A 23408-nucleotide genomic window follows, 5' to 3' on the forward strand; every position below is an offset into this window, starting at 1 on the left:
ATAGGCTCGGCGGGTTTGCAGCGGCTTCAGACCACATGGATACCGTTCTGTACCCACAGGTGATGGCTTGGATCCTCCTGAGCCGTGTATTGGTTATAGTCGATGCCGTCGACGGTTTGGTTCCCGACCAGCGTCCAGTTGTCCGTCATGTGAACCGAGTCTTTGTCGTCCCCCTTGATGACCAGGGTGTCGGTGCCGGTTTCGGTGATTGCCACCACGTCCGCCAGGTTGAGGGTCAGCGCCACCGAGCTGGTGTCGTTGAGGTCGATGATTTCGATGTCGTGCACCCGCCCGGCCAGATTGCCCAGGTCGATGCTGGCATCACCGCCGCCCCACAGGAGGGTGTCGGTCCCCGTGCCGCCGTCAACGCTGGCGAAGTTCTGGTCGACCACCACCAGCGTGTCGTCACCCGCACCACCCTGCAGGGTGATGTGGCCACCCTGGCTGCCATCGAGGTGGTCGTTGCCGTCGGTGCCGGCGATCACATCGGTGGCGGCTGCCAGGCTGGCCAGCGCCACGGCTTCGTCACCGCTGTCGGCCAGCAGCGATGTAGTCGTGACCAGGCCGGCGGCATTGTCCAGGTTGATGGTCAGCGTTGCGGTGTCGGTGGTGCCGTTGGGGTGGGTCAGCTCGTAGGTGAAGGTGTCATGCTGGCCGACCGCCGCCGAGGTGAGCCCCGCGTTGAGGGTGTAGGTGTAACTGCCGTCGGCATGCACCAGCAAGGTGCCATAGGTGCCGGCAACGCTCACCCCGTTGTAGCCCGGGATGGTGTAGGTGTTGGCCGCTGTCAGCACGCTCAGCACGGTCAGTGCCGAACCTACGTTGTCGTCAGTCAGCAGGTTACCGGTAGCTGCCGTTGCACCACTGACCACGAACTCGGTCAGGTGCGTGGTGGTGGCGTTCAGGCTGGTGGTGATGGAGCTGAGCAGGCCGATGCCGCCGGCGGTGACACGTACGTGGTAGGTGCCGGCCCCCTGGTTCTGGAAGGTATAGCCGGCGCCGCCACCCAGCAGGCTGATCAGCGAACCACCCGGCACCGACTGCACCAGCACGTACTGACCGGTGGCCGGGTTGAGCTTGAGCAGTTCGATGGTGGTGCCGTTGAGCAAGCTCAACAGGTTGGTGGAGTTGACCACCACCTGTAGGTTTGCGGTGGTATCGGCGGCCACCGTGGTGGTGTAGGTCGCCTGGCGCGAACCAACCAAGGGCAGGCTCAGCGAACCCAGCGTACTGCTGCTGGTGTCCACCCGGTTGGCCAGGGTGAGGTGGCTGAAGCCGACATCGTTGACCGCGTCGACCACCGTGGCGGGCGCTGCGTAGTTGATGTTGCTCCACACCTCGTTGGCCTGCGGGCTGTCGATACGCACGTACAGGTTGGCGGTATCGGACAGGCCGTTCGGGTGCACCAGTTGGTAGCTGAACACGTCTACCTTGCCGACGCTGTTCGGGCTGCCGTTCGGCGTGTAGGTGTAGCTGCCGTCGGCACTGATCACCAGGGTGCCATACAGGCCCTGCACCGTGGTGGACGTACCGGCCGAGACGTAGCTGCCGTTTTTCAACACTTGCAGCACGGCGGCGCTGTCCGGGCCACGGGCGTCCACGGCGCCGTCGGTGCCCACATCGGTGATGACGTTGCCCGAGGTGGCAGTGCCGGTGCCGGTGAACTGGGTCAGGCTAGTGGAGGTGATGTCCAGCGAGGTGGTGACGTTGGTGACCAGGCCAATGCCGCCACTGCCGACTGTCAGGCGGTAGTCACCGGCTTGCAGCACGCCGATATCCACCTGCAGGCCAAGCGGCAGCACGATCAGGTCGAGCAACCCCTGGGTGTTGCCGGTGGCGATGGTCACCCAGGCGCCGCTGGCGTCTTTCACCTGCAGGGTGAAGCTGGAGTTGTTGAGCAGGGCCAGCACGCTGTTGGTGGTCAGTGTCAGGGTCGGGTCGGCCGTGGTACCGGCCGCCACCGTCCAGGTGTAGGTCTTGGTGAAGCCAGACAGCAGCGTGGTGAAGCTGTCGGTGTAGGTCTTGGTGGCGGTGACCGGTGCCAGGTTGACCGTGGCCGTGGCCAGGTTGTCGCTGGCGATGACCGGCGCGTTGGCATCCACATCCGGCGCGGTGACGTTGACGTTGCCCGACACGTTGCCGCGCGGGTCGCTGAGGGTCACCGAGACGACCTGGCCGTTGTCCTGAGGCGGGCTCAGGGTCACGCTGAAGGTACCGTTGGCCTGCACCGTTGCGGTTTGCAGCACGGTACCGCTGGCGCTGCGTACGGTCACGGTGGCACCCACTTCGCCAGTACCGGTGAGGGTACTGCCGTCGGCACTGAACAGCAGGTTGCCGGCAGCCGCAGGCGGGGTCAGGTCCGGTGCGGTCAGCCCCGTGCTGGTGGACACGTTGCCGGCGCTGTCGGTGAGGGTGACGCTCAGCGCCTGGTTGTCGATCTGCGCCGCCGTCAGGCTGACCACGAACAGGCCGTTGCTGCCCACCGTCGCGGTTCCCAGCACGGTGCCGGCGCTGTTGCGCACGGTGACCGTGCTGCCGATCTGGCCAGAACCACTGACCGCGGTGCCGTTGGCGTTGATGGTGGCCAGCGGGGCGGCGGGCGGGGTGGTGTCCGGTGCGGTCAAGCTGGTGCTGGCCGACAAATTGCCCGCAGCGTCCGACTGGCGCACTACCAGCAATTGCCCGTCGTTCTGTGGCGACGTCAGCGTAATGCTGAAGGTGCCATTGGCGAGGACCACGCCAGTACCGACCTGACCGCTCGGGCCTTGGACCGTGACGATCGCGCCTGCTTCGCCGTTACCGGTGAGTACGGTACCCGCGCCGTTGATGGTGACGTTGTTCGGCGCGGCAGGTGGCTGCAGGTCGGCGGCGGTGTAGCTGGTACTGCCGGACACATTGCCCGCGGCGTCAGCCTGGCTCACGCCCAGTACCTGGCCGTTGAGTTGCGCGGCGTTCAGGTTGACGGTGAACACGCCTCCGCCATTCACCAGCGCGGTGCCGAGCACGTTGTTGCTGGCGTCGCGCACTGTCACCGTGGCACCGGCTTCACCCGTGCCGGTCAGCACCAGGCCATTGATGGACAAGCCGGTCACCAGCGGATTGGCCGGTGGTGTAATGTCAGTCGCTTGCAGGAAGACCGGCTGCGATTCGCCGCCCAGCAGCGATACTGCCGTCACCGAGATGTGTTGGCCATTGAGCTGTGCCGCATTCAGCGTCAAGGTGAAGGTGCCGCCGAGGTTAGCCACGCCTGAGCCGATCAGGTTGCCTGCGGCATCGTAGACGCGAATGCTTGCGCCGGTAGTTGCACTGCCCGTCAAGGTCAGGCCGTTGCCGCCCAGTATCACGTTGGTAGGTGGCTCCGGTGGCGGGATCAGCGGGGTGACATACGATGCGACCGCAGACGTGTTGATACCGTCGGACTGTGTCACTGTCAGGGTTGCGGCTGAGCCCGGTGTTGGCGAAAGCGCTACTTGGAAGTTGCCAGCGGCATCCACCACTCCCGTCCCAATCACGACGCCGCCGAAACTGACGGTAACTGTGGCATTGGCTTCGCCCTTGCCAGTCAGCACGTTATAGGCGTTGTTGATCGCCAGGTTGGTTACCACGTCGGGTGGCGAGGTGTCATTGGTCTGGTAGGGGACAGCCACCGAAGCATTGCCGGCATCGTCCGTGGATACCACCGTCAGCAGCTGGCCGTTGTTCTGCGCCGGGCTGATCGGCACCGTGAACTGGCCGTTTTCACCGACTTCCACCGTGCCTACGATGTTGTTGTTCGGGCCACGTACCGTGATGGTGGTGCCGGCTTCGGCCGTACCCGTCATCGACGTACCTGCAGGGTTGAGCAGCAGGTTGGTCGGCTGCACGGGTGGCGTCAGGTCTGGCGCAGTCACTGTCAGTGGCGCCGACGGGTTGCCGGTGGCGTCCTGGGCGATGATGGTCAGTGTCTCGCCGTTGATTTGCGGGCGGTTCAGGTCAAGGACGAAGGTGCCGTCCGGGTCGACCGTCACCTGGCCGAGCAGGTCGCCATTGTTGTTGATCACGGTGACGCGGGTGCCGGCTTCAGCGGTACCCACCACTTGTGTGCCGCCGTCGTTGATGGACGCAATCACGGTGGCCGGTGGCGTGGTGTCAACCGCCGTGACCGAACTGATTGGCGAGACGTTGCCGGCGGCATCGGTCAGGGTCACTTGCAGAACCTGGCCATTGAGCTGCGCTGTCGTCAGCTCGACCACGAAGGTGCCATTGGCTGCCACCACGGCGGTACCGATCTGCGTAGTGCCGACGTACACGCGCACCGTGGCGCCCACTTCGCCGACACCAACCAGTTCATCGCCCGCTGCATTGAGCCGCAGCTCGGTTGCCGCGGTAGGCGGCGTAAGGTCCGGCGCCTGCACATTGACCGGCAGGCTGACGTTGCCAGGTGGGTCGGCCTGCAGCACCGACAGTGTCTGATTGTTGATTTGTGCAGGAGACAGTTCGACGTGGAAGCTGCCGTCGGCAAGCACGGTGCCCGTGCCCAGTACGACCCCCGCGGCGTTGCTGACGATCACCGTCGCACCGGCTTCGCCCAGGCCGCTGACCACGCTGCCGTCGGCATTGATCACCACTTGGGTGAGCGGCGCCGGTGGGGTGAAGTCCGGGGTCTGCAGGGTGGCCACTGGCGACACGTTGCCGGCCGCATCGGCCTGGGTGAAGCTGAGCAGCTCGGCGTTGCCCAGCGCAGGGTTCAGCGTGATGGTGAAGTGGCCGCTGGCATCGACGGTGGCACTGCCAATGGCCTCGCCTGCCGGGTTGGTCACGGTTACCAGCGCGCCAGCTTCGCCGCGCCCGGTGAGGGTGACGCCATCACCGGAAACGGCCAGTTCGCTGGGTGCTGTTGGTGGTGTGGTATCGGGGGCGGTAATGGCGCTGGCGGCAGACTGGTTGCCAGCGGCGTCCGTCAGCACCACTTGCACCTGTTGGCCGTTGGCTTGAGGCGAGGTGAAGTTGACCTGGAAGGTACCATCGGGTCGCACCGTGGCATTGCCCAGCACCGTGCCATCGGCGGCGATAACACGCACAGCCGCACCCGCTTCGCCGGTGCCATTGAGCAGGCTGCCACCCCCGGCAAAAGCCAGGTTGCCAGCAGCATCCGGCGCGACGCGGTCAGGGGCTGTCAGGCTGACGCTATTGGACTCGTTGCCGGCCACATCGGCTTGGCTGGCGCTGAGCTGTTCGCCGTTGATCTGCGCAGCACTCAGGTTGACGCTGAAGTTGCCGTTGGCGTCGACCAGGGCGGTACCCAGGTCGATACCGCCTTCGCCAATCACGGTAACGGTCGCGCCTGCCTCACCGTGGCCACTGAGCACCAGGCCGTCGTTGGACAGCACCAGGTTGGTCAGTGGTTGCGGCGCCGTGGTGTCCGGCGCCTGCAAGGTAGCCGGCAGCGAAACTGCGCCGTCACTGCCGGTGGCGTTCACTTGCAACACTTCGCCATTGGCCTGGGCACTGCCCAGGTTGACAGTGAAGGTGCCGTCGTTGGCGACCGGGCTGCTGCCCAGCAGTACGCCATTGGGGCCATACACCTTGACCGTGCTACCCGCTGCGGCGGTGCCGGTCACCGACAGGCCGTCGGCCGCCAGTACCAGGTTGTCCGGTGTGGCCGGTGCCAGCACGCCCGGCGCGGTGACGCTTTGCGCAGGGGAAACGTTCTGTGCAGCATCGGTTTGAACCACGCTGAGGCTTTCACCCGTGATCGCGGCCGGCGACAAGGTCACGCTGAAGTGACCGTCCGCCGCGACCGTGGCGTTGCCCAGCACGGTACCGTCCGGTGCCCGTACGGTAACCGTTGCGCCTGCCTCGCCGTTGCCTGTCAGGGTGACGCCATTGGCGGAGACCGCCAGGTTGGTCACGGCTGCTGGTGGCGTGGTATCGGCGGCGGTGTAAGGCGCGGCCGTCGACACGTTGCCGGCGGCGTCAGTGGCGGTCACTTGCAGGGTCTGGCCATTGGTCTGGGCGCTGTTCAGGGTGACCTGGAAAGTGCCGTTGCTGCTGGCTAACGCAGTGCCCAGCACATTGCCGCTGGCATCGCGCACGGTCACGGTGCTGCCGGCCTCGGCGTTACCGGTCAGTTGCAGCCCGGTACCGGACAGGGCCAGGGCTGTCGGCGCCGCAGGTGGGGTGAAGTCCGGCGCGGTGACGGCCACGGGGGTGGAGGTGTTGTTGCCCGCGTCGGTCTGGGTGACGCTCAGGTGCTGGGCGTTGAGCTGGGCGCTGTTGAGGGTAAGGGTAAAGCTGCCATTGGCTGCCACCAGGCCGGTGCCGATGATGGTGCCGTCCGGGCCGCGAACGGTGACCGTGGCGCCGGCTTCGCCCAGGCCAGTCAGGGTCAGGCCGTTGTTGTTCAGCGCCACGTTGGTCAGCGGCGCTGGCGGGGTGAGGTCCGGGGTTGGCACGTTGATCGCTGGCGAAGTGTTGCCGGCGGCATCCACTTGCGTAACGCCGATGGGCTGGCCGCTGGTTTGCGGGGTGTCGAAGGTCACCGTGAAGCGACCGTCGGCGCCCACCGTGGCGGTTCCGAGCACGGTGCCGGCGGCGTTGCGTACCTGCACGGTAGCGCCCACTTCACCGCTGCCGGACAGCTGCCGGCCGTCCTGGCTCAACAGCGGGTTACTGATGGCCGTGGGTGGCGTGCGGTCTGGCGTGGCCAGGCTGGCCGGGCCGGACACGTTGCCCGCAGCATCGCTGAGGGTGACTTGCAGCGGGCTGCCGGTGACCTGCGCGCTGGGCAGGGTGACCTGGAACTGGCCGCTCTGGTTGACCGTGCCGGTGGCCAGGATCGCGCCACTGGCATCGCGTACGGTAACGCTGGCACCGGCTTCGCCCTGCCCGCTGAGCACGGTGGCCGCACTGTTGAGGCTCAGGTTGCTGGCTGCAAGCGGTGCCTGCAGGTCGGGTGCCTGCAGGGTGGCTGCAAGCGAAACGTTGCCGGCGGCGTCGGCCTGGGTGACGATCAGGTTCTGTCCATTGGCCACAGCTGGCGAGAAACTGATGCTGAACAGGCCGTTGCTGCCGACGGTGGTAGTCCCCAGCAAAGTGCCTTGCGCGTCTGTCACGCGCACGGTTGCGCCCACTTCGCCCTGACCGGTCAGCGTGCTGCCGGTGGCGTTGAGGTTTACCTGGGTCGGTGCGTTCGGTGCCGTGGTGTCATTGGCCACGATGATGGCTGGCACCGAAGGCAGGCCATCGACGGTAACCTTGGCACTGACTTGCAAGGTCTGGGCATTGAGCTGGGCATTCTGGAAGAACACTCGGAAGGTGCCGTCGCTGCCGACCGTGGCGGTGCCCAGGGTGACGCCCCCGGAGGTCACGGTTATCAGCGAGCCGACCGTGCCCTGGCCGGTCAGCAGGAAGCCGTCGGCGCTGATGGAGAGGGCCGACGGCGTGGCCGCTTCGGTACCGGCCGGGCCAGCCAGCGATACTTCGGGCGATTGGTTGCCGGTAGGGTCGATCACGACCACATCGACCGTTTCGCCTGTCGTCAGCGGTGGGTCGACCTCTACCACGAAGGTGCCGTCCGGCCCCACGGTTGCCGTACCGCGCACGGTGTCATCCGGGTTGCGGATTTCCACTGTGCTGCCAGGCTCGGCGGTGCCGCCGACCGTGCTGCCGTCCGGGCTCACGGTGAGGCCGGTCGCAGGTTCCGGGTTGGTTGTGTCAGGGGCGGTGACAGGGACCGGCGCCGAGCTGTTACCGGCTGCGTCGGTCACCACCACGGTCACGGTCTGGCCATTGTTTTGCGGGGTATTCAGCGGCACGCTGAAACTGCCGTCCGGGTTGACCGCGACGGTGACCACATTGCCGGCCCCATCGTTCACGGTCACCGAGGTGGCGCCAGGTGCGTTGCCAGTGACAGCCGTGCCATCGCCGCTGACGGCCACGTCGGTGGGCAGTGCCGGTGGCGTGATGTCCGGTGCATTGATCTGGCCGGGCTGCGATACATTGCCAGCCACATCGGTCAGGGTCACGTTGAGGGCCTGGCCGTCCAGCTGGGCGGGCGACAGTGGCACTGTGAAGCTTCCGCCTACGGGTACCACGATGGTGCCTACCAGCGTGCCATCGGTAAGCCGCACTTCAACCGTGGCGCCTGCTTCACCGGTACCCTGGATGGCACTGCCGCCTGGGGTGATGGTGAGCCCGGCCGGCGCGTTTGGCGCCGTGCTGTCGTCAGCGGTGAAACTGGCCGAGGGCGAGGCATTGCCGCCGCCATCGATCAGCACCACGGACAATACTTCGCCGTTGGTCTGGGCGGGACTAAGCGGCACTTCGAATGTGCCGCCTGCACCCACCTGGATGGTACCCAGCAAATCGCCTGCAGCGTTGCGTACCTCTACGGTGCTGCCAGCCTCGCCTTGGCCGCTGAGCTGCGTGCCGGTAGGGTCAAGGCCCAGGCCTTGCGCCGGCAGTGGCGCCTCGAGGTCAGGCGCGGTCACGGTGCCCGCGAGTGAGCCGTTGCCCGTATTGTCCGCTTGGGTGACAGACAGCGTCTGGCCGTTGAGCTGAGGCGGGTCGATTGTGACCTGGAAGGTGCCATCGGGCTGGACCGTTGCGGTGCCCAGTACTGCGCCGCCAGTGCCGGTTACGGTCACCTGCGCACCTGGCTCGCCGCTGCCGCTCAGGCTGCTGCCGTCGCTAGCCAGGATCAGGCCGGTAGGTATATCGGGTGCCTGGGTATCCGGTGCCGCCAAGTCGACTGCCGCCGAAAGGTTGCCAGCGGCGTCGCGTTGCTCCACGGTCAGTGCCTGGCCGTTGGTCTGCGGCGTGTCGAGGGTGATTTCGAACGCGCCGCCAGCGCCGACCAGCGTGCTGCCCAGTACGCTGCCATCTGGCCCGCGCACGGTAACGGTGGCGCCCGGTTCGCCGTTGCCGGTGACCGTGGTGCCGGTGCCGTCGATGGCAGGGCTGGTGACTACTTGCGGTGGGGTTGAGTCCGGTGCGGTGAAGTTCACCGGCCCGGCGCTATTGCCCTGGGTGTCGGTGGCTTCGACGGTCAGGCTTTCGCCATTGCGCTGTGCTGCATTGAGGGTGACGTCGAAGCGGCCGTCGCCGCCCACGGTGGCGGTGCCGAGCACGTTGCCGTTGGCGTCGCGCACGGTGACGATGGAACCGCTTTGACCTTGGCCGGTGAGGTGAAGGCCAGCGGTATCGATGGCCAGCCCCGAGGGTTGCAGCGGGCCATCGGTGTCGGGCGCGACGATGGTGGCGGTCGAGCTGTTGCCGGCAGCGTCGCGCAGTACCACGTCCAGCTCCTGGCCGTCGGTCTGCGGCGGGGTCAGGACCACGCTGATCACGCCATCGGCACCGACCTGGGCGTTGCCCAGCACGGTACCGTCGGCGCTGATGACCTGCACGGTGGTGCCCGGTTCGCCACGGCCGGTGAGCAGGCCGCCATCGGCGCTCAGTTGCAGTTCGCTGGCCTCATTGGGCGGGGTGATGTCGGGGGCGGTGATCGGGGTAGGCAGCGAGCTGTTGCCAGCGCCATCGACCGCCACGACAGCAAGAGCCTCGCCGTTGGCCTGGGCTGGGGTCAGGCCGATGGTGAAACTGCCATCCGGGCCGGCCTGGACGCTGCCCAGCACATTGCCCTGCGCGTCACGCACCTGCACCTGCGTACCTGCCGGTGCGGTACCGGAAACGCTGGAGCCATCAGCGGCCACCACCACGTCGCTCGGGCTTTCGGGCCGCGGTGTATCGGTAACGATCACACTGACACCCACCGAGATATTGCCGGCGGCATCGGTTTGCACCAGGACGATGGTTTGGCCTGCGGTCAGTGGTACATCCAGATCGACCACGAAGGTACCGTTTGGCCCGACAATCCCGCTACCAAGGGCGGCGCCCTGCGTATCCCGTACCTCCACCGTGGCACCGGGTTCGCCACGGCCAGACACGGTTAGGCTGCCATCACCTGCCACCACCTCGGTGACGATCGTCGGTGCGGTAATGTCCGGGGCCACGTAGCTCAGCGGCACCGAGGTGTTGCCTGCTGCGTCGGTCACGGTGATGGACAGGGTTTCGCCATTGGCCTGTGGCGGGTCGAGGGTCAGGCTGAAACTGCCATCCGGTGCGACGATGACGCTGCCGATCAGGTTGCCCGAGGCATCTTTCACCTCCACCCTTGCGCCCCCTTCGGCAATGCCGGCGAGGCTGTCGCCATTGGTCAGCACCAGGCCGGTCGGTTGCAGTGGTGCCACCTGGTCTGGCGCTGTCAGCGGGCTGGGCGTGGAGACGTTGCCGGCGGCATCGGTCAGGGTCACCTGCAGGGCCGAGCCATCCACCACCGGGCTTGGCAGTTGCACGTTGAAGCTGCCATCGGGCTGAACGGTGCCGCTTGCCAGCACTTGGCCCTGATCGTTGCGCACTTCTACAGTGGCACCCACTTCGCCACGGCCGGAGACCGTGCGGCCATCGTTGCTGATGGCCAAGTCGGTGGCCGGCGCCGGTGGCGTGGTGTCGCCGCCATTGTCCACGATCGGTGCGGTGACTGTGCCGGCCGTGGAGGCATTGCCTGCGGTGTCGGTGGCGGTCACTTGCAATTGTTCGCCCGCCACTTGTGGCGGTGTGAGGCCGATGTTGAAGGCGCCACTGGCCCCCACCACGACGCTGCCCAGCACAGTAGTGCCATCGGCGGCCAACACACGCACGGTGCTGCCGGCTTCTGCGCGGCCGCTGACGACGGTACCGTCGCCATTGATTGCCAGGTCGCTCGGCGCTACAGGTGGCGTGATGTCGGGTGCGGTGACCTGCACCGGCAGCGACGAGGTGCCGTTGTTGTCGATGGCCACGACGTCCAGCAACTCGCCATTGGCCTGGGCCGGCGTGAGCACCACGGTGAAGGTGCCCTCGGCACCGACCACGATGCTGCCAACCAGCGTGCCGTTGGCGTCGTGCACTTCCACGCGGCTGCCAGCCGGGGCAGCGCCGCTGATGCTGCCGCCGTCAGCGGCCACCACCAGTTCACTTGGGCTGGTCGGCGTGACCACCAGTGGCACGTCGTAGGTCAGGGCCTGGGAAGCGTTGCCGCTCGGGTCGGTCTGCACCAGGCTCAGGCGTTCACCCGGCAGCGCTGCCGGGTCGAGGCCAATCAGGAAGGTGCCGTTCGCAGTCACGGTGCCGCTACCGATCAGCGTGCCATTGGCATCGCGTATCTCCACGCTGGCACCGGCTTCGCCGCGACCACTCAGGGTCAGGCCGTCGGCACCGACCACGATGTTGCTGACCACGGCGGGCGCGGTGATGTCCGGGGCGTCGAACTGCAGTGGGGAAGAAACGTTGCCAGCGGCATCGACCAGGCGGACGTCGAGCACTTCGCCATTGGCTTGGGCCGGCGACAGGGTGACGCTGAAGCTGCCATTCTCGTTGACCAGGCCGGTACCGAGCAGGTTGCCCGAGGCATCGCGTACCTGCACGGTCGCGCCTGGCTCGCCGCTGCCGCTCAGGGTCACACCGTCGGCCAAGGCCAGGCCGGTCGGCTGGGCCGGGGCCTGCAGGTCTGGGGTAACCACCGTAGCCGGTGTGGAGGCATTGCCAGCGGCGTCGGTCAGCACCACTTGCAGGGTGCTGCCATCCTTCACCGGTGGGTTGAGGGTGATCTGGAAGGTGCCGTCGGGGTTAACCGTGCCGCTGGCCAGTACAGTGCCCTGGGCATCGCGCACTTGCACGCTGGCACCGGCCTCGCCACGGCCATTGAGCTGGGCGCCGGCCAGCCCGACTACCAGGTTGGTGGCGGCATCTGGTGGCGTGGTATCGCCACCGTCGATGTCCGGCGCGGTGATGTTGCCGGCGGTGGAGGCATTGCCGGCTGCGTCGGTGGCGGTGACTTGCAGCTCTTCACCATTCACCTGTGGTGGGTCGAGGGTGATACTGAAACTGCCGGTGACGCCCACCACCACGCTACCCAGCACAGTGGTGCCATCGGCGGCCAGCACGCGCACGGTGCTGCCCACTTCGGCGCGGCCGGTGACCATGCTGCCGTTGGCACTGATCACCAGTTCGCTCGGGGTAACCGGTGGGGTGATGTCTGGCGCGGTGACTTGCACAGGCAGCGACGAAGCGCCGCTGCCGTCGATGGCCACCACATCCAGCAGCTCGCCGTTGGCCTGTGCCGGGTTGAGGATGACGGTGAAGGTGCCACCAGCACCCACCACCACACTGCCGACCAGCGTGCCGTTGGCATCGTGTACTTCCACCCGGCTGCCCACCGGCGCTGTACCGGTGATGCTGCTGCCGTTCGCAGCCACAACCAGGTCGCCTGGGCTGGCTGGCGCGGTGGTTACCGGCACTTCATATTGCAGGGCCACGGAGGCGTTGCCGCTGGCATCGGTCTGCACCAGGCTCAATTGAGCGCCCGGCTGCGCGGCGGGGTCGAGGTCGATCAGGAAGGTGCCGTTGGCACCAACGGTGGCGGTACCGATGACAGTGCCGTTGGCGTCACGTACTTGTACGGTGGCACCGGCCTCGCCACGGCCACTGAGCACCAGGCCATCGGCGCCGACCACGATATTGCTGACGGCGGCTGGCGGGGTAATGTCCGGTGCGGTGAACGCCAGCGGCGTCGAGCTGTTGCCAGCGGCGTCCACCACGCGAATGTCCAGTGCTTCACCATTGGCCTGGGCCGGGAACAAGGTGACGGTGAAAGTGCCGTCCTCGTTGACCAGGCCAGTGCCGATCAGGCTGCCGGCGGCATTGCGCACCTGCACGGTGGCGCCGGGCTCGCCACGGCCGGTGAAGGTGACACCATCGGCCAGGGCCAACTCGGTTGGCTGCGCCGGGGCCTGCAGGTCTGGCGCGGCGACAGCGCCGGGTTGCGAGACGTTACCGGCAGCGTCGGTCAGGGTGACTTGCAGGGTACTGCCGTCGGTGATGGCTGGGCTCAACGTGATGGCGAAAGTGCCATCCGGGTTGACCGTGCCCGTGGCCACTACGGTGCCAGCGCCATCGCGCACCTGAACGCTGGCACCGGCTTCGCCACGACCGCTCAGCTGGTTGCCGGCAGCGTTGATCACCAGGTTGGTCGGGGCATCCGGTGGGGTGGTGTCGCCGCCGTCGATATCTGGCGCGGTAAGGCTGCCAGCGGTGGAAGCATTGCCCGCCGCATCGGTAGCAGTGACTTGCAGCACCTCGCCGTTTACCTGTGGCGGGTCGAGGGTGATGCTGAAGCTGCCGGTAGCGCCAACGACCACGCTACCCAGCACGGTGGTGCCGTCGGCGGCCAGCACGCGTACGGTGCTGCCCGGCTCGGCGCGGCCAGTGACCACGCTGCCGTCGGCATTGATCACCAGTTCGCTCGGGGTAACCGGTGGGGTGATGTCTGGCGCGGTGACTTGCACCGGCAGCGACGCAGCGCCGTTGCCATCGATGGCCAGCACATCCAGCAGTTCGCCATTGGCCTGGGCTGGGGCGAGGGTGACGGTGAAGCTGCCATCGGGGCCCGCTATCACACTGCCAATCAGCGTGCCGTTGGCATCATGCACTTCCACACGGCTGCCGGCAGGTGCCGTACCGCTGATACTGCTGCCGTCCTCGGCGAACACCAGGTCGGTGGGGCTGGCAGGTGCAGTGGTGACCGGCACTTCGAACTGCAGTGGCGCAGAGGCATTGCCGCTTGGGTCGGTCTGTACCAGGCTCAGTTGCTCGCCTGGCTGCACGGCGGGTGAAAGGTCGACGAGGAAGGTGCCATTGGCCGTGACCACGCCGCTGCCGAGCAAGGTGCCATTGGCATCGCGCACCTCCACGGTGGCGCCGGCTTCGCCGCGACCACTCAGGGCCAGGCCGTCACCGCCGACCACGATATTGCTGACGATCGCTGGCGGGGTGATGTCCGGCGCATCGAATTGCAGCGGGGCCGAGGTGTTGCCGGCGGCATCCACCAGGCGTACGTCGAGCGCTTCGCCGTTGGCTTGAGCAGGCGACAGGGTGAGGCTGAACAGGCCGTCAGCACCGACGATACCCGTGCCGATGACCGTACCTGCAGCATCGCGCACTTGCACAGTGGCGCCGGGCTCACCGCGACCGGTGAAGGTCACGCCGTCGGCCAGGGCCAGGTCTGTCGGTTGTGCGGGCGGCAGCAGGTCGGCCGAGGTGACCGAGCCCGGTTGCGAAACATTCCCGGCGGCATCGGTCAGGGTCACTTGCAGGGTGCTGCCGTCATTTACGGCAGGGGCCAGGGTAATTACGAAGCTGCCATCGGCGCCGACGGTGCCAGTGGCCAGCACAGTACCTGCGGCATCGCGGACCTGCACGGTGGTGCCGGCTTCGCCGCGACCACTGAGTTGGCTGCCGGCCAGGCCGATGACCAGGTTGGTTGGGGCATCTGGTGGCGTGGTATCGACCCCATCGATGTCCGGCGCGGTGACCGAACTGGCCACAGAGGTGTTACCAGCGGCATCGGTGGCGGTCGCTTGCAGCACTTCGCCGTCTACTTGTGGCGGGGTCAGGTTGATGCTGAACACGCCAGTCGGGCCGACCACGGCGCTGCCCAGCTCGCTTCCGTCTGGTGCGAGGATGCGCACGGTGCTGCCCGGTTCGGCGCGGCCGGTAACCACAGTACCGTTGGCATTGACTGTCAGTTCGGTTGGTGCAGCTGGCGCAGTGATGTCCGGTGCGGTGACCTGCGCTGGCAGCGACGAAAGGCCGCTGCCATCGATGGCGACCACGTCCAGCAGTTCGCCATTGGCTTGGGCCGGATTCAGTTCGATGCTGAAACTGCCATCGGCATTGGCGATGGCGCTGCCGATCAGGGTGCCGTTGGCATCATGCACTTCCACGCGGCTGCCAGCCGGCGCAGTACCGGTGAGCGTTGTGCCGTCGGCATCGATGACCAGGTTGCTCGGGCTATCAGGGGCTGTGGTCAGCGGTACGTCGTACTCCAACGCCACGGAGGCGTTGCCGCTCGGGTCGGTCTGCACCAGGCTCAGGTGTTCACCCGGCTGCGCGGCAGGATTCAGGTCGATCAGGAAAGTGCCGTTGGCACCGACCACGCCCGTGCCGATCACGGTGCCGTTGGCATCGCGTACTTCGACGGTGGCACCCGGTTCGCCACGCCCACTGAGCGCCGCGCCACCCGGGCCAACCAGAATATTGCTGACAGCATCGGGCGGGGTGATGTCCGGCGCATCGAACTGCAGCGGGGCCGAGGTGTTGCCGGCGGCATCCACCAGGCGTACGTCGAGCGCTTCGCCGTTGGCTTGAGCAGGCGACAGGGTGAGGCTGAACAGGCCGTCAGCACCGACGATACCCGTACCGATGACCGTACCTGCAGCGTCGCGCACTTGCACAGTGGCGCCCGGCTCACCGCGACCGGTGAAGGTCACGCCGTCGGCCAGGGCCAGGTCTGTCGGTTGTGCGGGCGGCAGCAGGTCGGCCGAGGTGACCGAGCCCGGTTGCGAAACATTCCCGGCGGCATCGGTCAGGGTCACTTGCAGGGTGCTGCCGTCATTTACGGCAGGGGCCAGGGTAATTACGAAGCTGCCATCGGCGCCGACGGTGCCAGTGGCCAGCACAGTACCTGCGGCATCGCGTACCTCGACGGTGGTGCCTGGCTCGCCGCGCCCGTTCAGCCGGCTACCGGCCAGGCCGATGACCAGGTCGGTCGGGGCTGCTGGTGGCGTGGTATCGACCCCATCGATGTCCGGTGCTGTGACTACGCTGGTTGGCGATGTATTGCCGGCCGCGTCGGTCGCCGTGGCTTGCAGCACTTCGCCGTCTACTTGTGGCGGGGTCAGGTTGATGCTGAACGCGCCGGTCGGGCCGACCACGGCGGTGCCCAGTTCAGTGCCATCGGCTGCCAAGATACGTACGGTGCTACCGGGTTCGGCACGGCCGGTGAGCACCGTACCGTCAGCGCTGACGGCCAGTTCGGTCGGGGCCGCAGGTGCAGTGATATCGGGTGCAGTGACTTGTGCTGGCAGCGAGGACACCCCGCTGTCATCGATAGCGACCACGTCCAGCAGTTCGCCATTGGCTTGGGCCGGATTCAGTTCGATGCTGAAACTGCCATCGGCATTGGCGATGGCGCTGCCGATCAGCGTGCCGTTGGCATCGTGCACTTCGACACGGCTGCCAGCCGGCGCGGTACCGGTGAGCGTTGTGCCGTCGGCATCGATGGCCAGATTGCTCGGGCTATCAGGGGCGGTGGTCAGCGGAACGTCGTACTCCAGGGCCACGGATTCGTTGCCGCTCGGGTCGGTCTGCACCAGGCTCAGGTGTTCACCCGGCTGCGCGGCGGGATTCAGGTCGATCAGGAAGGTGCCGTTGGCACCGACCACACCCGTGCCGATCACGGTGCCGTTGGCATCGCGCACTTCGACGGTGGCACCCGGTTCGCCACGCCCACTGAGCGCCGCGCCACCCGGGCCAACCAGAATATTGCTGACAGCATCGGGCGGGGTGATGTCGGGGGCATCGAACTGCAGCGGGGCCGAGGTGTTGCCGGCAGCATCCACCAGGCGCACGTCGAGCGCTTCGCCGTTGGCTTGGGCAGGCGACAGGGAAATGCTGAACAGACCGTCGGCACCGACGATACCTGTGCCGATGACCGTACCTGCAGCGTCGCGCACTTGCACAGTGGCGCCGGGCTCACCGCGCCCGGTGAAGGTCACGCCGTCGGCCAGGGCCAAGTCTGTCGGTTGTGCGGGCGGCAGCAGGTCGGCTGAGGTGACCGAGCCCGGTTGGGAAACGTTACCAGCAGCATCGGTCAAGGTGACTTGCAGGGTACTGCCGTCGTTCACCACGGGGCTCAGGGCTACCACGAACGTGCCATCCGGGCCGACAGTGCCGGTGGCCAGTAGATTACCTGCCGCATCGCGGACCTGCACGGTGGTCCCGGCTTCGCCGCGACCACTGAGTTGACTGCCGGCCAGGCCGATGACCAGGTTGGTTGGGGCATCTGGTGGCGTGGTATCGACCCCATCGATGTCCGGCGCGGTGACCGAACTGGCCACAGAGGTGTTACCAGCGGCATCGGTGGCGGTCGCTTGCAGCACTTCGCCGTCTACTTGTGGCGGGGTCAGGTTGATGCTGAACGCGCCGGTCGGGCCGACCACGGCGGTGCCCAGTTCAGTGCCATCGGCTGCCAAGATACGTACGGTGCTACCGGGTTCGGCACGGCCGGTGAGCACCGTACCGTCAGCGCTGACGGCCAGTTCGGTCGGGGCCGCAGGTGCAGTGATATCGGGTGCAGTGACTTGTGCTGGCAGCGAGGACACCCCGCTGTCATCGATAGCGACTACGTCCAGCAGTTCGCCATTAGCTTGAGCCGGGTTCAGTTCGATGCTGAAACTGCCATCGGCATTGGCGATGGCGCTGCCGATCAGCGTGCCGTTGGCATCGTGCACTTCGACGCGGCTGCCAGCCGGCGCGGTACCGGTGAGCGTTGTGCCGTCGGCATCGATGGCCAGGTTGCTCGGGCTATCGGGGGCGGTGGTCAGCGGTACGTCGTACTCCAACGCCACGGAGGCGTTGCCGCTCGGGTCGGTCTGCACCAGGCTCAGGTGTTCACCCGGCTGCGCGGCTGGGTTGAGGTCGATCAGGAAGGTGCCGTTGGCACCGACCACACCCGTGCCGATCAGAGTGCCGTTGGCATCGCGTACTTCGACAGTGGCACCTGGCTCGCCACGGCCGCTCAGTGCCAGGCCATCTGCACCGACGGTAATGTTGCTCACCGCAGCAGGCGGGGTGATGTCCGGCGCATCGAACTGCAGCGGGGCCGAGGTGTTGCCGGCAGCATCCACCAGGCGCACGTCAAGCGCTTCGCCGTTGGCTTGGGCAGGCGACAGGGAAATGCTGAACAGACCGTCGGCACCGACGATACCTGTGCCGATGACCGTACCTGCAGCGTCGCGCACTTGCACAGTGGCGCCGGGCTCACCGCGCCCGGTGAAGGTCACGCCGTCGGCCAGGGCCAAGTCTGTCGGTTGTGCGGGCGGCAGCAGGTCGGCTGAGGTGACCGAGCCCGGTTGGGAAACGTTACCAGCAGCATCGGTCAAGGTGACTTGCAGGGTACTGCCGTCGTTCACCACGGGGCTCAGGGCTACCACGAACGTGCCATCCGGGCCGACAGTGCCGGTGGCCAGTAGATTACCTGCCGCATCGCGGACCTGCACGGTGGTCCCGGCTTCGCCGCGACCACTGAGTTGACTGCCGGCCAGGCCGATCACCAGGTTGGTTGGGGCATCTGGTGGCGTGGTATCACCGCCGTCGATGTCCGGCGCGGTGACCGAACTGGCCACAGAGGTGTTACCAGCGGCATCGGTGGCGGTCGCTTGCAGCACTTCGCCGTCTACTTGTGGCGGAGTCAGGTTGATGCTGAACACGCCGGTCGGGCCGACCACGGCAGTGCCTAGTTCAGTGCCATCGGCTGCCAAGATACGTACCGTGCTACCGGGTTCGGCACGGCCGGTGAGCACCGTACCGTCAGCACTGACGGCCAGTTCGGTCGGGGCCGCAGGCGCAGTGATATCGGGTGCAGTGACTTGTGTTGGCAGCGAGGACACCCCGCTGTCATCGATAGCGACCACGTCCAGCAGTTCGCCATTAGCTTGGGCCGGATTCAGTTCGATGCTGAAACTGCCATCGGCATTGGCGATGGCGCTGCCGATCAGCGTGCCGTTGGCATCATGCACTTCCACGCGGCTGCCAGCCGGCGCGGTACCGGTGAGCGTTGTGCCGTCGGCATCGATGGCCAGGTTGCTCGGGCTATCAGGGGCGGTGGTCAGCGGAACGTCGTACTCCAGGGCCACGGATTCGTTGCCGCTTGGGTCGGTCTGCACCAGGCTCAGGTGTTCACCCGGCTGCGCGGCGGGATTCAGGTCGATCAGGAAGGTGCCGTTGGCACCGACCACACCCGTGCCGATCACGTTGCCGTTGGCATCGCGCACTTCGACGGTGGCACCCGGCTCGCCACGGCCGCTCAGGGCCAGGCCGCTGGCACCGACAGTAATGTTGCTGACGGCCTCGGGCGGGGTGATGTCCGGCGCATCGAACTGCAGCGGGGCCGAGGTGTTGCCGGCAGCATCCACCAGGCGCACGTCGAGCGCTTCGCCGTTGGCTTGGGCAGGCGACAGGGTGAGGCTGAACAGGCCGTCGGCACCGACGATACCTGTGCCGATGACCGTACCTGCAGCGTCGCGCACTTGCACAGTGGCGCCGGGCTCACCGCGCCCGGTGAAGGTCACGCCGTCGGCCAGGGCCAGGTCTGTCGGTTGTGCGGGCGGCAGCAGGTCGGCCGAGGTGACCGAGCCTGGCTGCGACACGTTGCCAGCAGCATCGGTGAGGGTCACCTGCAAGCTACTGCCGTCAATGACGGCAGGGTCCAGGGTGACGGTAAAGGTGCCATCCGGGCCGACGGTGCCGTTCGCGATGATGTTGCCTGCGGCGTCTCGCACCTGGACGGTGGTCCCGGCTTCGCCGCGACCACTGAGTTGGCTGCCGGCCAGGCCGATGACCAGGTTGGTTGGGGCATCTGGTGGCGTGGTATCGACCCCATCGATGTCCGGCGCGGTGACCGAACTGGCCACAGAGGTGTTACCAGCGGCATCGGTGGCGGTCGCTTGCAGCACTTCGCCGTCTACTTGTGGCGGAGTCAGGTTGATGCTGAACACGCCAGTCGGGCCGACCACGGCGCTGCCCAGCTCGCTTCCGTCTGGTGCGAGGATGCGCACGGTGCTGCCCGGTTCGGCGCGGCCGGTAACCACAGTACCGTTGGCATTGACTGTCAGTTCGGTTGGTGCAGCTGGCGCAGTGATGTCCGGTGCGGTGACCTGCGCTGGCAGCGACGAAAGGCCGCTGCCATCGATGGCGACCACGTCCAGCAGTTCGCCATTGGCTTGGGCCGGATTCAGTTCGATGCTGAAACTGCCATCGGCATTGGCGATGGCGCTGCCGATCAGGGTGCCGTTGGCATCATGCACTTCCACGCGGCTGCCAGCCGGCGCAGTACCGGTGAGCGTTGTGCCGTCGGCATCGATGGCCAGATTGCTCGGGCTATCAGGGGCGGTGGTCAGCGGAACGTCGTACTCCAGGGCCACGGATTCGTTGCCGCTTGGGTCGGTCTGCACCAGGCTCAGGTGTTCACCCGGCTGCGCGGCGGGATTCAGGTCGATCAGGAAAGTGCCGTTGGCACCGACCACGCCCGTGCCGATCACGGTGCCGTTGGCATCGCGCACTTCGACGGTGGCACCCGGTTCGCCACGCCCACTGAGCGCCGCGCCACCCGGGCCAACCAAAATATTGCTGACAGCATCGGGCGGGGTGATGTCGGGGGCGGTGAATTCCAGCGGTATCGAGCTGTTGCCGACGGCGTCGACCTGGCGGATATCCAAGGCTTCACCGTTGGCCTGGGCAGGCGAAAGCGTAAGGCTGAAGCTACCGTCGGCATTCACCAGGCCGCTGCCGATGAGGTTGCCGGCCGCATCACGCACCTGCACGGTGGCGCCGGGCTCGCCACGTCCAGTGAGGGTTACACCATTGGCCAAGGCCAGATCGGTCGGCTGGTCGGGGGCGGTGGTGTCAGGGTTGTCGACGTCGGGTGCGGTGACGCTGGCCACAGGCGACGTATTGCCGGCCGCGTCTGCCGCGCTGACTTCAAGGGCCTGGCCGTCGGTTTGTGGCGGTTGCAGGGTTATGCTGAACTGGCCGTCCGCACCGGCCACCCCAGTGCCCAGCAGCACGCCGCCAGTGCCCCGTACCGAAACCGTCGAGCTCGGTTCGGCACGCCCGGTAAGGGTGGTGCCCTGTGCGTCGATGACCAGGTCGGTCGGTGCCAGCGGCGCCGTCACATCCGGGGCGGTGACAGTGCCGGGCGCCGAGACATTGCCCGCGCCATCGGTCAGGGTGACTTCAAGGTTTTCGTTGTTGATCTGTGGCGGGTTCAACGCCACATTGAAACTGCCGTCGGCTGCCACGGTGCCGCTGCCAATCAGGTTGCCGGCGGCGTCACGGATGTTCACCGTGGTGCCCGCTTCGCCGCGGCCGGTCAGGCGCAGGCCATCCGGCGAAACCAGCAGGTCGATGGGCGTGGCCGGTGCTGTGGTGTCAGGGTCCGAGCCACCGCTGCTGCCGCCACCGCTGTGATTGGCCGCAGCCGCCACACCCCCGACACCGAGCAGGCTGAGCCCGGCAATCGCGAAGGTCGACATGGCGCTACCGGCGGTGCCGATCCCTGCAACCAGTTCGTCCAGCGAAGCCACGTCCTCGAAGGTGAAACCGGTGAACGCTGCCGCGTCATACTGGGCGTGCCACAGGGTGCCGTCTTCGCCGACGAAGACGATGTCGCTGCCAACCCCGGCCTGGTCCACGGCGAAGAAGTTGCCGATGGTGACCTTTTCACCGGATTTCAGGGTCACGATCAAGTCTTGCCCGCGCTGGGTAACGGTGGCCACCTTGTCGGGCGATACCGGCATCTGCACGACGCCTGGCCCTTTGAGATTGATGTTGCCCCAGGCGCTCTGAGTGGCGACTTCGGATTGCTTATCGGCGACGACGATGTTGTCCATGGATGCTCCCTGCTGGTATCCGGATCCCCCGGCCCGACTGTTCGGGCCACAACCTGCGTAGCAGAGCCATTTCCGGGCTTTTTACGCACAGCCTCGACCAGGCAGTCGAGAATGGGGTGGTTAGGGAGATATAGCAGCCAGGGTGGAAGCAACCAGATGGCTTTCTGGGTTAATCCTTTTGTGAGTAGGTCTCAGCGAAGCCCCAACCGGCGGGCCAATCGGCTTAAATTGGCGCGGTCCAGGCCAAGCTCACGCGCCGCTGCTGCCCAGTTGTCCTGATGCTTTTGCAAGCAGGCCTCGATCACTTGGCGCTGGTAGATATCGACCGCTTCGCGCAGGCCGCCTTCAGGCAGGGTGGCCGCTGGCGACGGGGCCGCGGGGGAGGGCGGCGAACCTGGCATTGCCGGCGATACGCGCAGGTCCAGATCGATGGCTTCGAGGGTGAGGATGCGTGGCCGGTCGGGGTGCTGGCCCAGCGCCTTGAGTGCCGAGCGGCCGATCAGGTGCTCCAGCTCGCGCACATTGCCCGGCCAGTCGTAGGCGATGAGTGCGGCCTGGGCCTCATTGCTCAGGCGCAGGCTGTTCAGACCCAACCGTGAACGGTTCTGTTCGAGGAAATAGCCAGCCAATAGCAGCACGTCCCGTCCACGTTCGCGCAACGGCGGCACGTGCAACGGGTACACGCTGAGGCGGTGATAGAAGTCGGCGCGGAAGTTGCCGTTACGCACTTCGGCAGCCAGGTCGCGGTTGGTAGCGGCGATCAGGCGCACGTCCACCCGGTGCTCGCGATCCGAGCCCAGGCGCTGCAACTGGCCACTTTGCAGCACGCGCAACAGCTTGGCCTGCACCGTCAGGGGCAGTTCGCCCACTTCATCGAGGAACAGCGTGCCGCCGTTGGCCAGTTCGAACTTGCCACGGCGCTCGCCATGCGCGCCGGTGAAGGCACCGCGCACATGGCCGAACAGTTCGCTTTCCACCAGGGTGTCGGGCAGGGCAGCGCAGTTGAGGCTGATCAACGGCTTGTCGGCGCGGCTGCTGGCCTGGTGCAGGGCCTGGGCCACCAGCTCCTTGCCGACGCCGGTTTCGCCGGTAATCAGCACGGTCAGGTCACTGCCACCGACCAGGCGAATTTCCTCTACCAGGCGTTTGTGCGCGGGGCTTTGGCCAATCAGCTCTTTATCCTGGCCGCTGGCCTGGCGGTAGATCTCGGCGCGGTGGTGTTCGTCTTCGGCGCGCAGGGCCAGGTGCTCGATGCGCTCGGCCACGGTAACGGTGGCGGCAGCCAGGCTGGCGAAGGCCTGCAGGGCGTCCAGCTCCAGGCTCTGGAACTGCCCGGGGGTGAGGGCGTCAAGGGTGACCAGGCCCCAGGGGCGCTCATCGACCATCAACGGGCAGCCCATGCAGTCGTGCACTTCAAGGTCGGCATCGGTGGCGTTGACCAGGCCGTCGTAAGGGTCGGGCAGTTCGGAGTCGCTGGCAAAGCGGGTGGGTTCCGGGCGGCTGAGCAGTATCTGGAACCGTGGGTGCTCGCTGACCCGGAAGCGCCGGCCCAAGGTGTCCGGGCTCAGCCCATCCACTGCCAGCGGCACCAGCCATTCACCATCCAGGCGCAGCAGTGCGGCAGCATCGCACGGTAGCAGGCTGCGCATGGCCTGCAGCAGGCGGCGGTAGCGTTCCTGGTCGGGCAAATCACGGGACAGGTCGCTTACCAGAGGCAGCAGGGCGGTCAGCAGCGGCTTTGTGGTCATATGGACTCCTGTAGGTCGATATGACTATACGCTGGGGTGGGTCGTTTTGACATGACCTGCGTCAAACCCCTGATTTTGCGGGCGATAAAAGTTGGCACGATTGCTGTAGTAGCAGGAACAGTCATTTGAA

2 protein-coding genes are annotated in these 23408 nt (G+C 66.6%); both read right to left on the minus strand.

What is annotated here, in order from left to right; translation table 11 throughout:
- Positions 1–26 precede the first annotated feature (26 nt).
- On the minus strand, positions 27–21530 hold the full coding sequence (locus ACNQP3_RS04340) for a BapA/Bap/LapF family large adhesin (RefSeq protein ID WP_264316837.1): 21504 nt from the start codon (positions 21528–21530) through the stop codon (positions 27–29).
- A gap of 191 nt (positions 21531–21721) precedes the next feature.
- Positions 21722–23278: a nitric oxide reductase transcriptional regulator NorR gene (gene norR / locus ACNQP3_RS04345; RefSeq protein ID WP_060494574.1), complete on the minus strand. Its 1557-nt coding sequence runs from the start codon at positions 23276–23278 to the stop codon at positions 21722–21724.
- Positions 23279–23408 lie beyond the last annotated feature (130 nt).

The sequence above is a fragment of the Pseudomonas sp. LFS074 genome (genome assembly GCF_047978165.1).
Classification (GTDB): domain Bacteria; phylum Pseudomonadota; class Gammaproteobacteria; order Pseudomonadales; family Pseudomonadaceae; genus Aquipseudomonas; species Aquipseudomonas putida_P.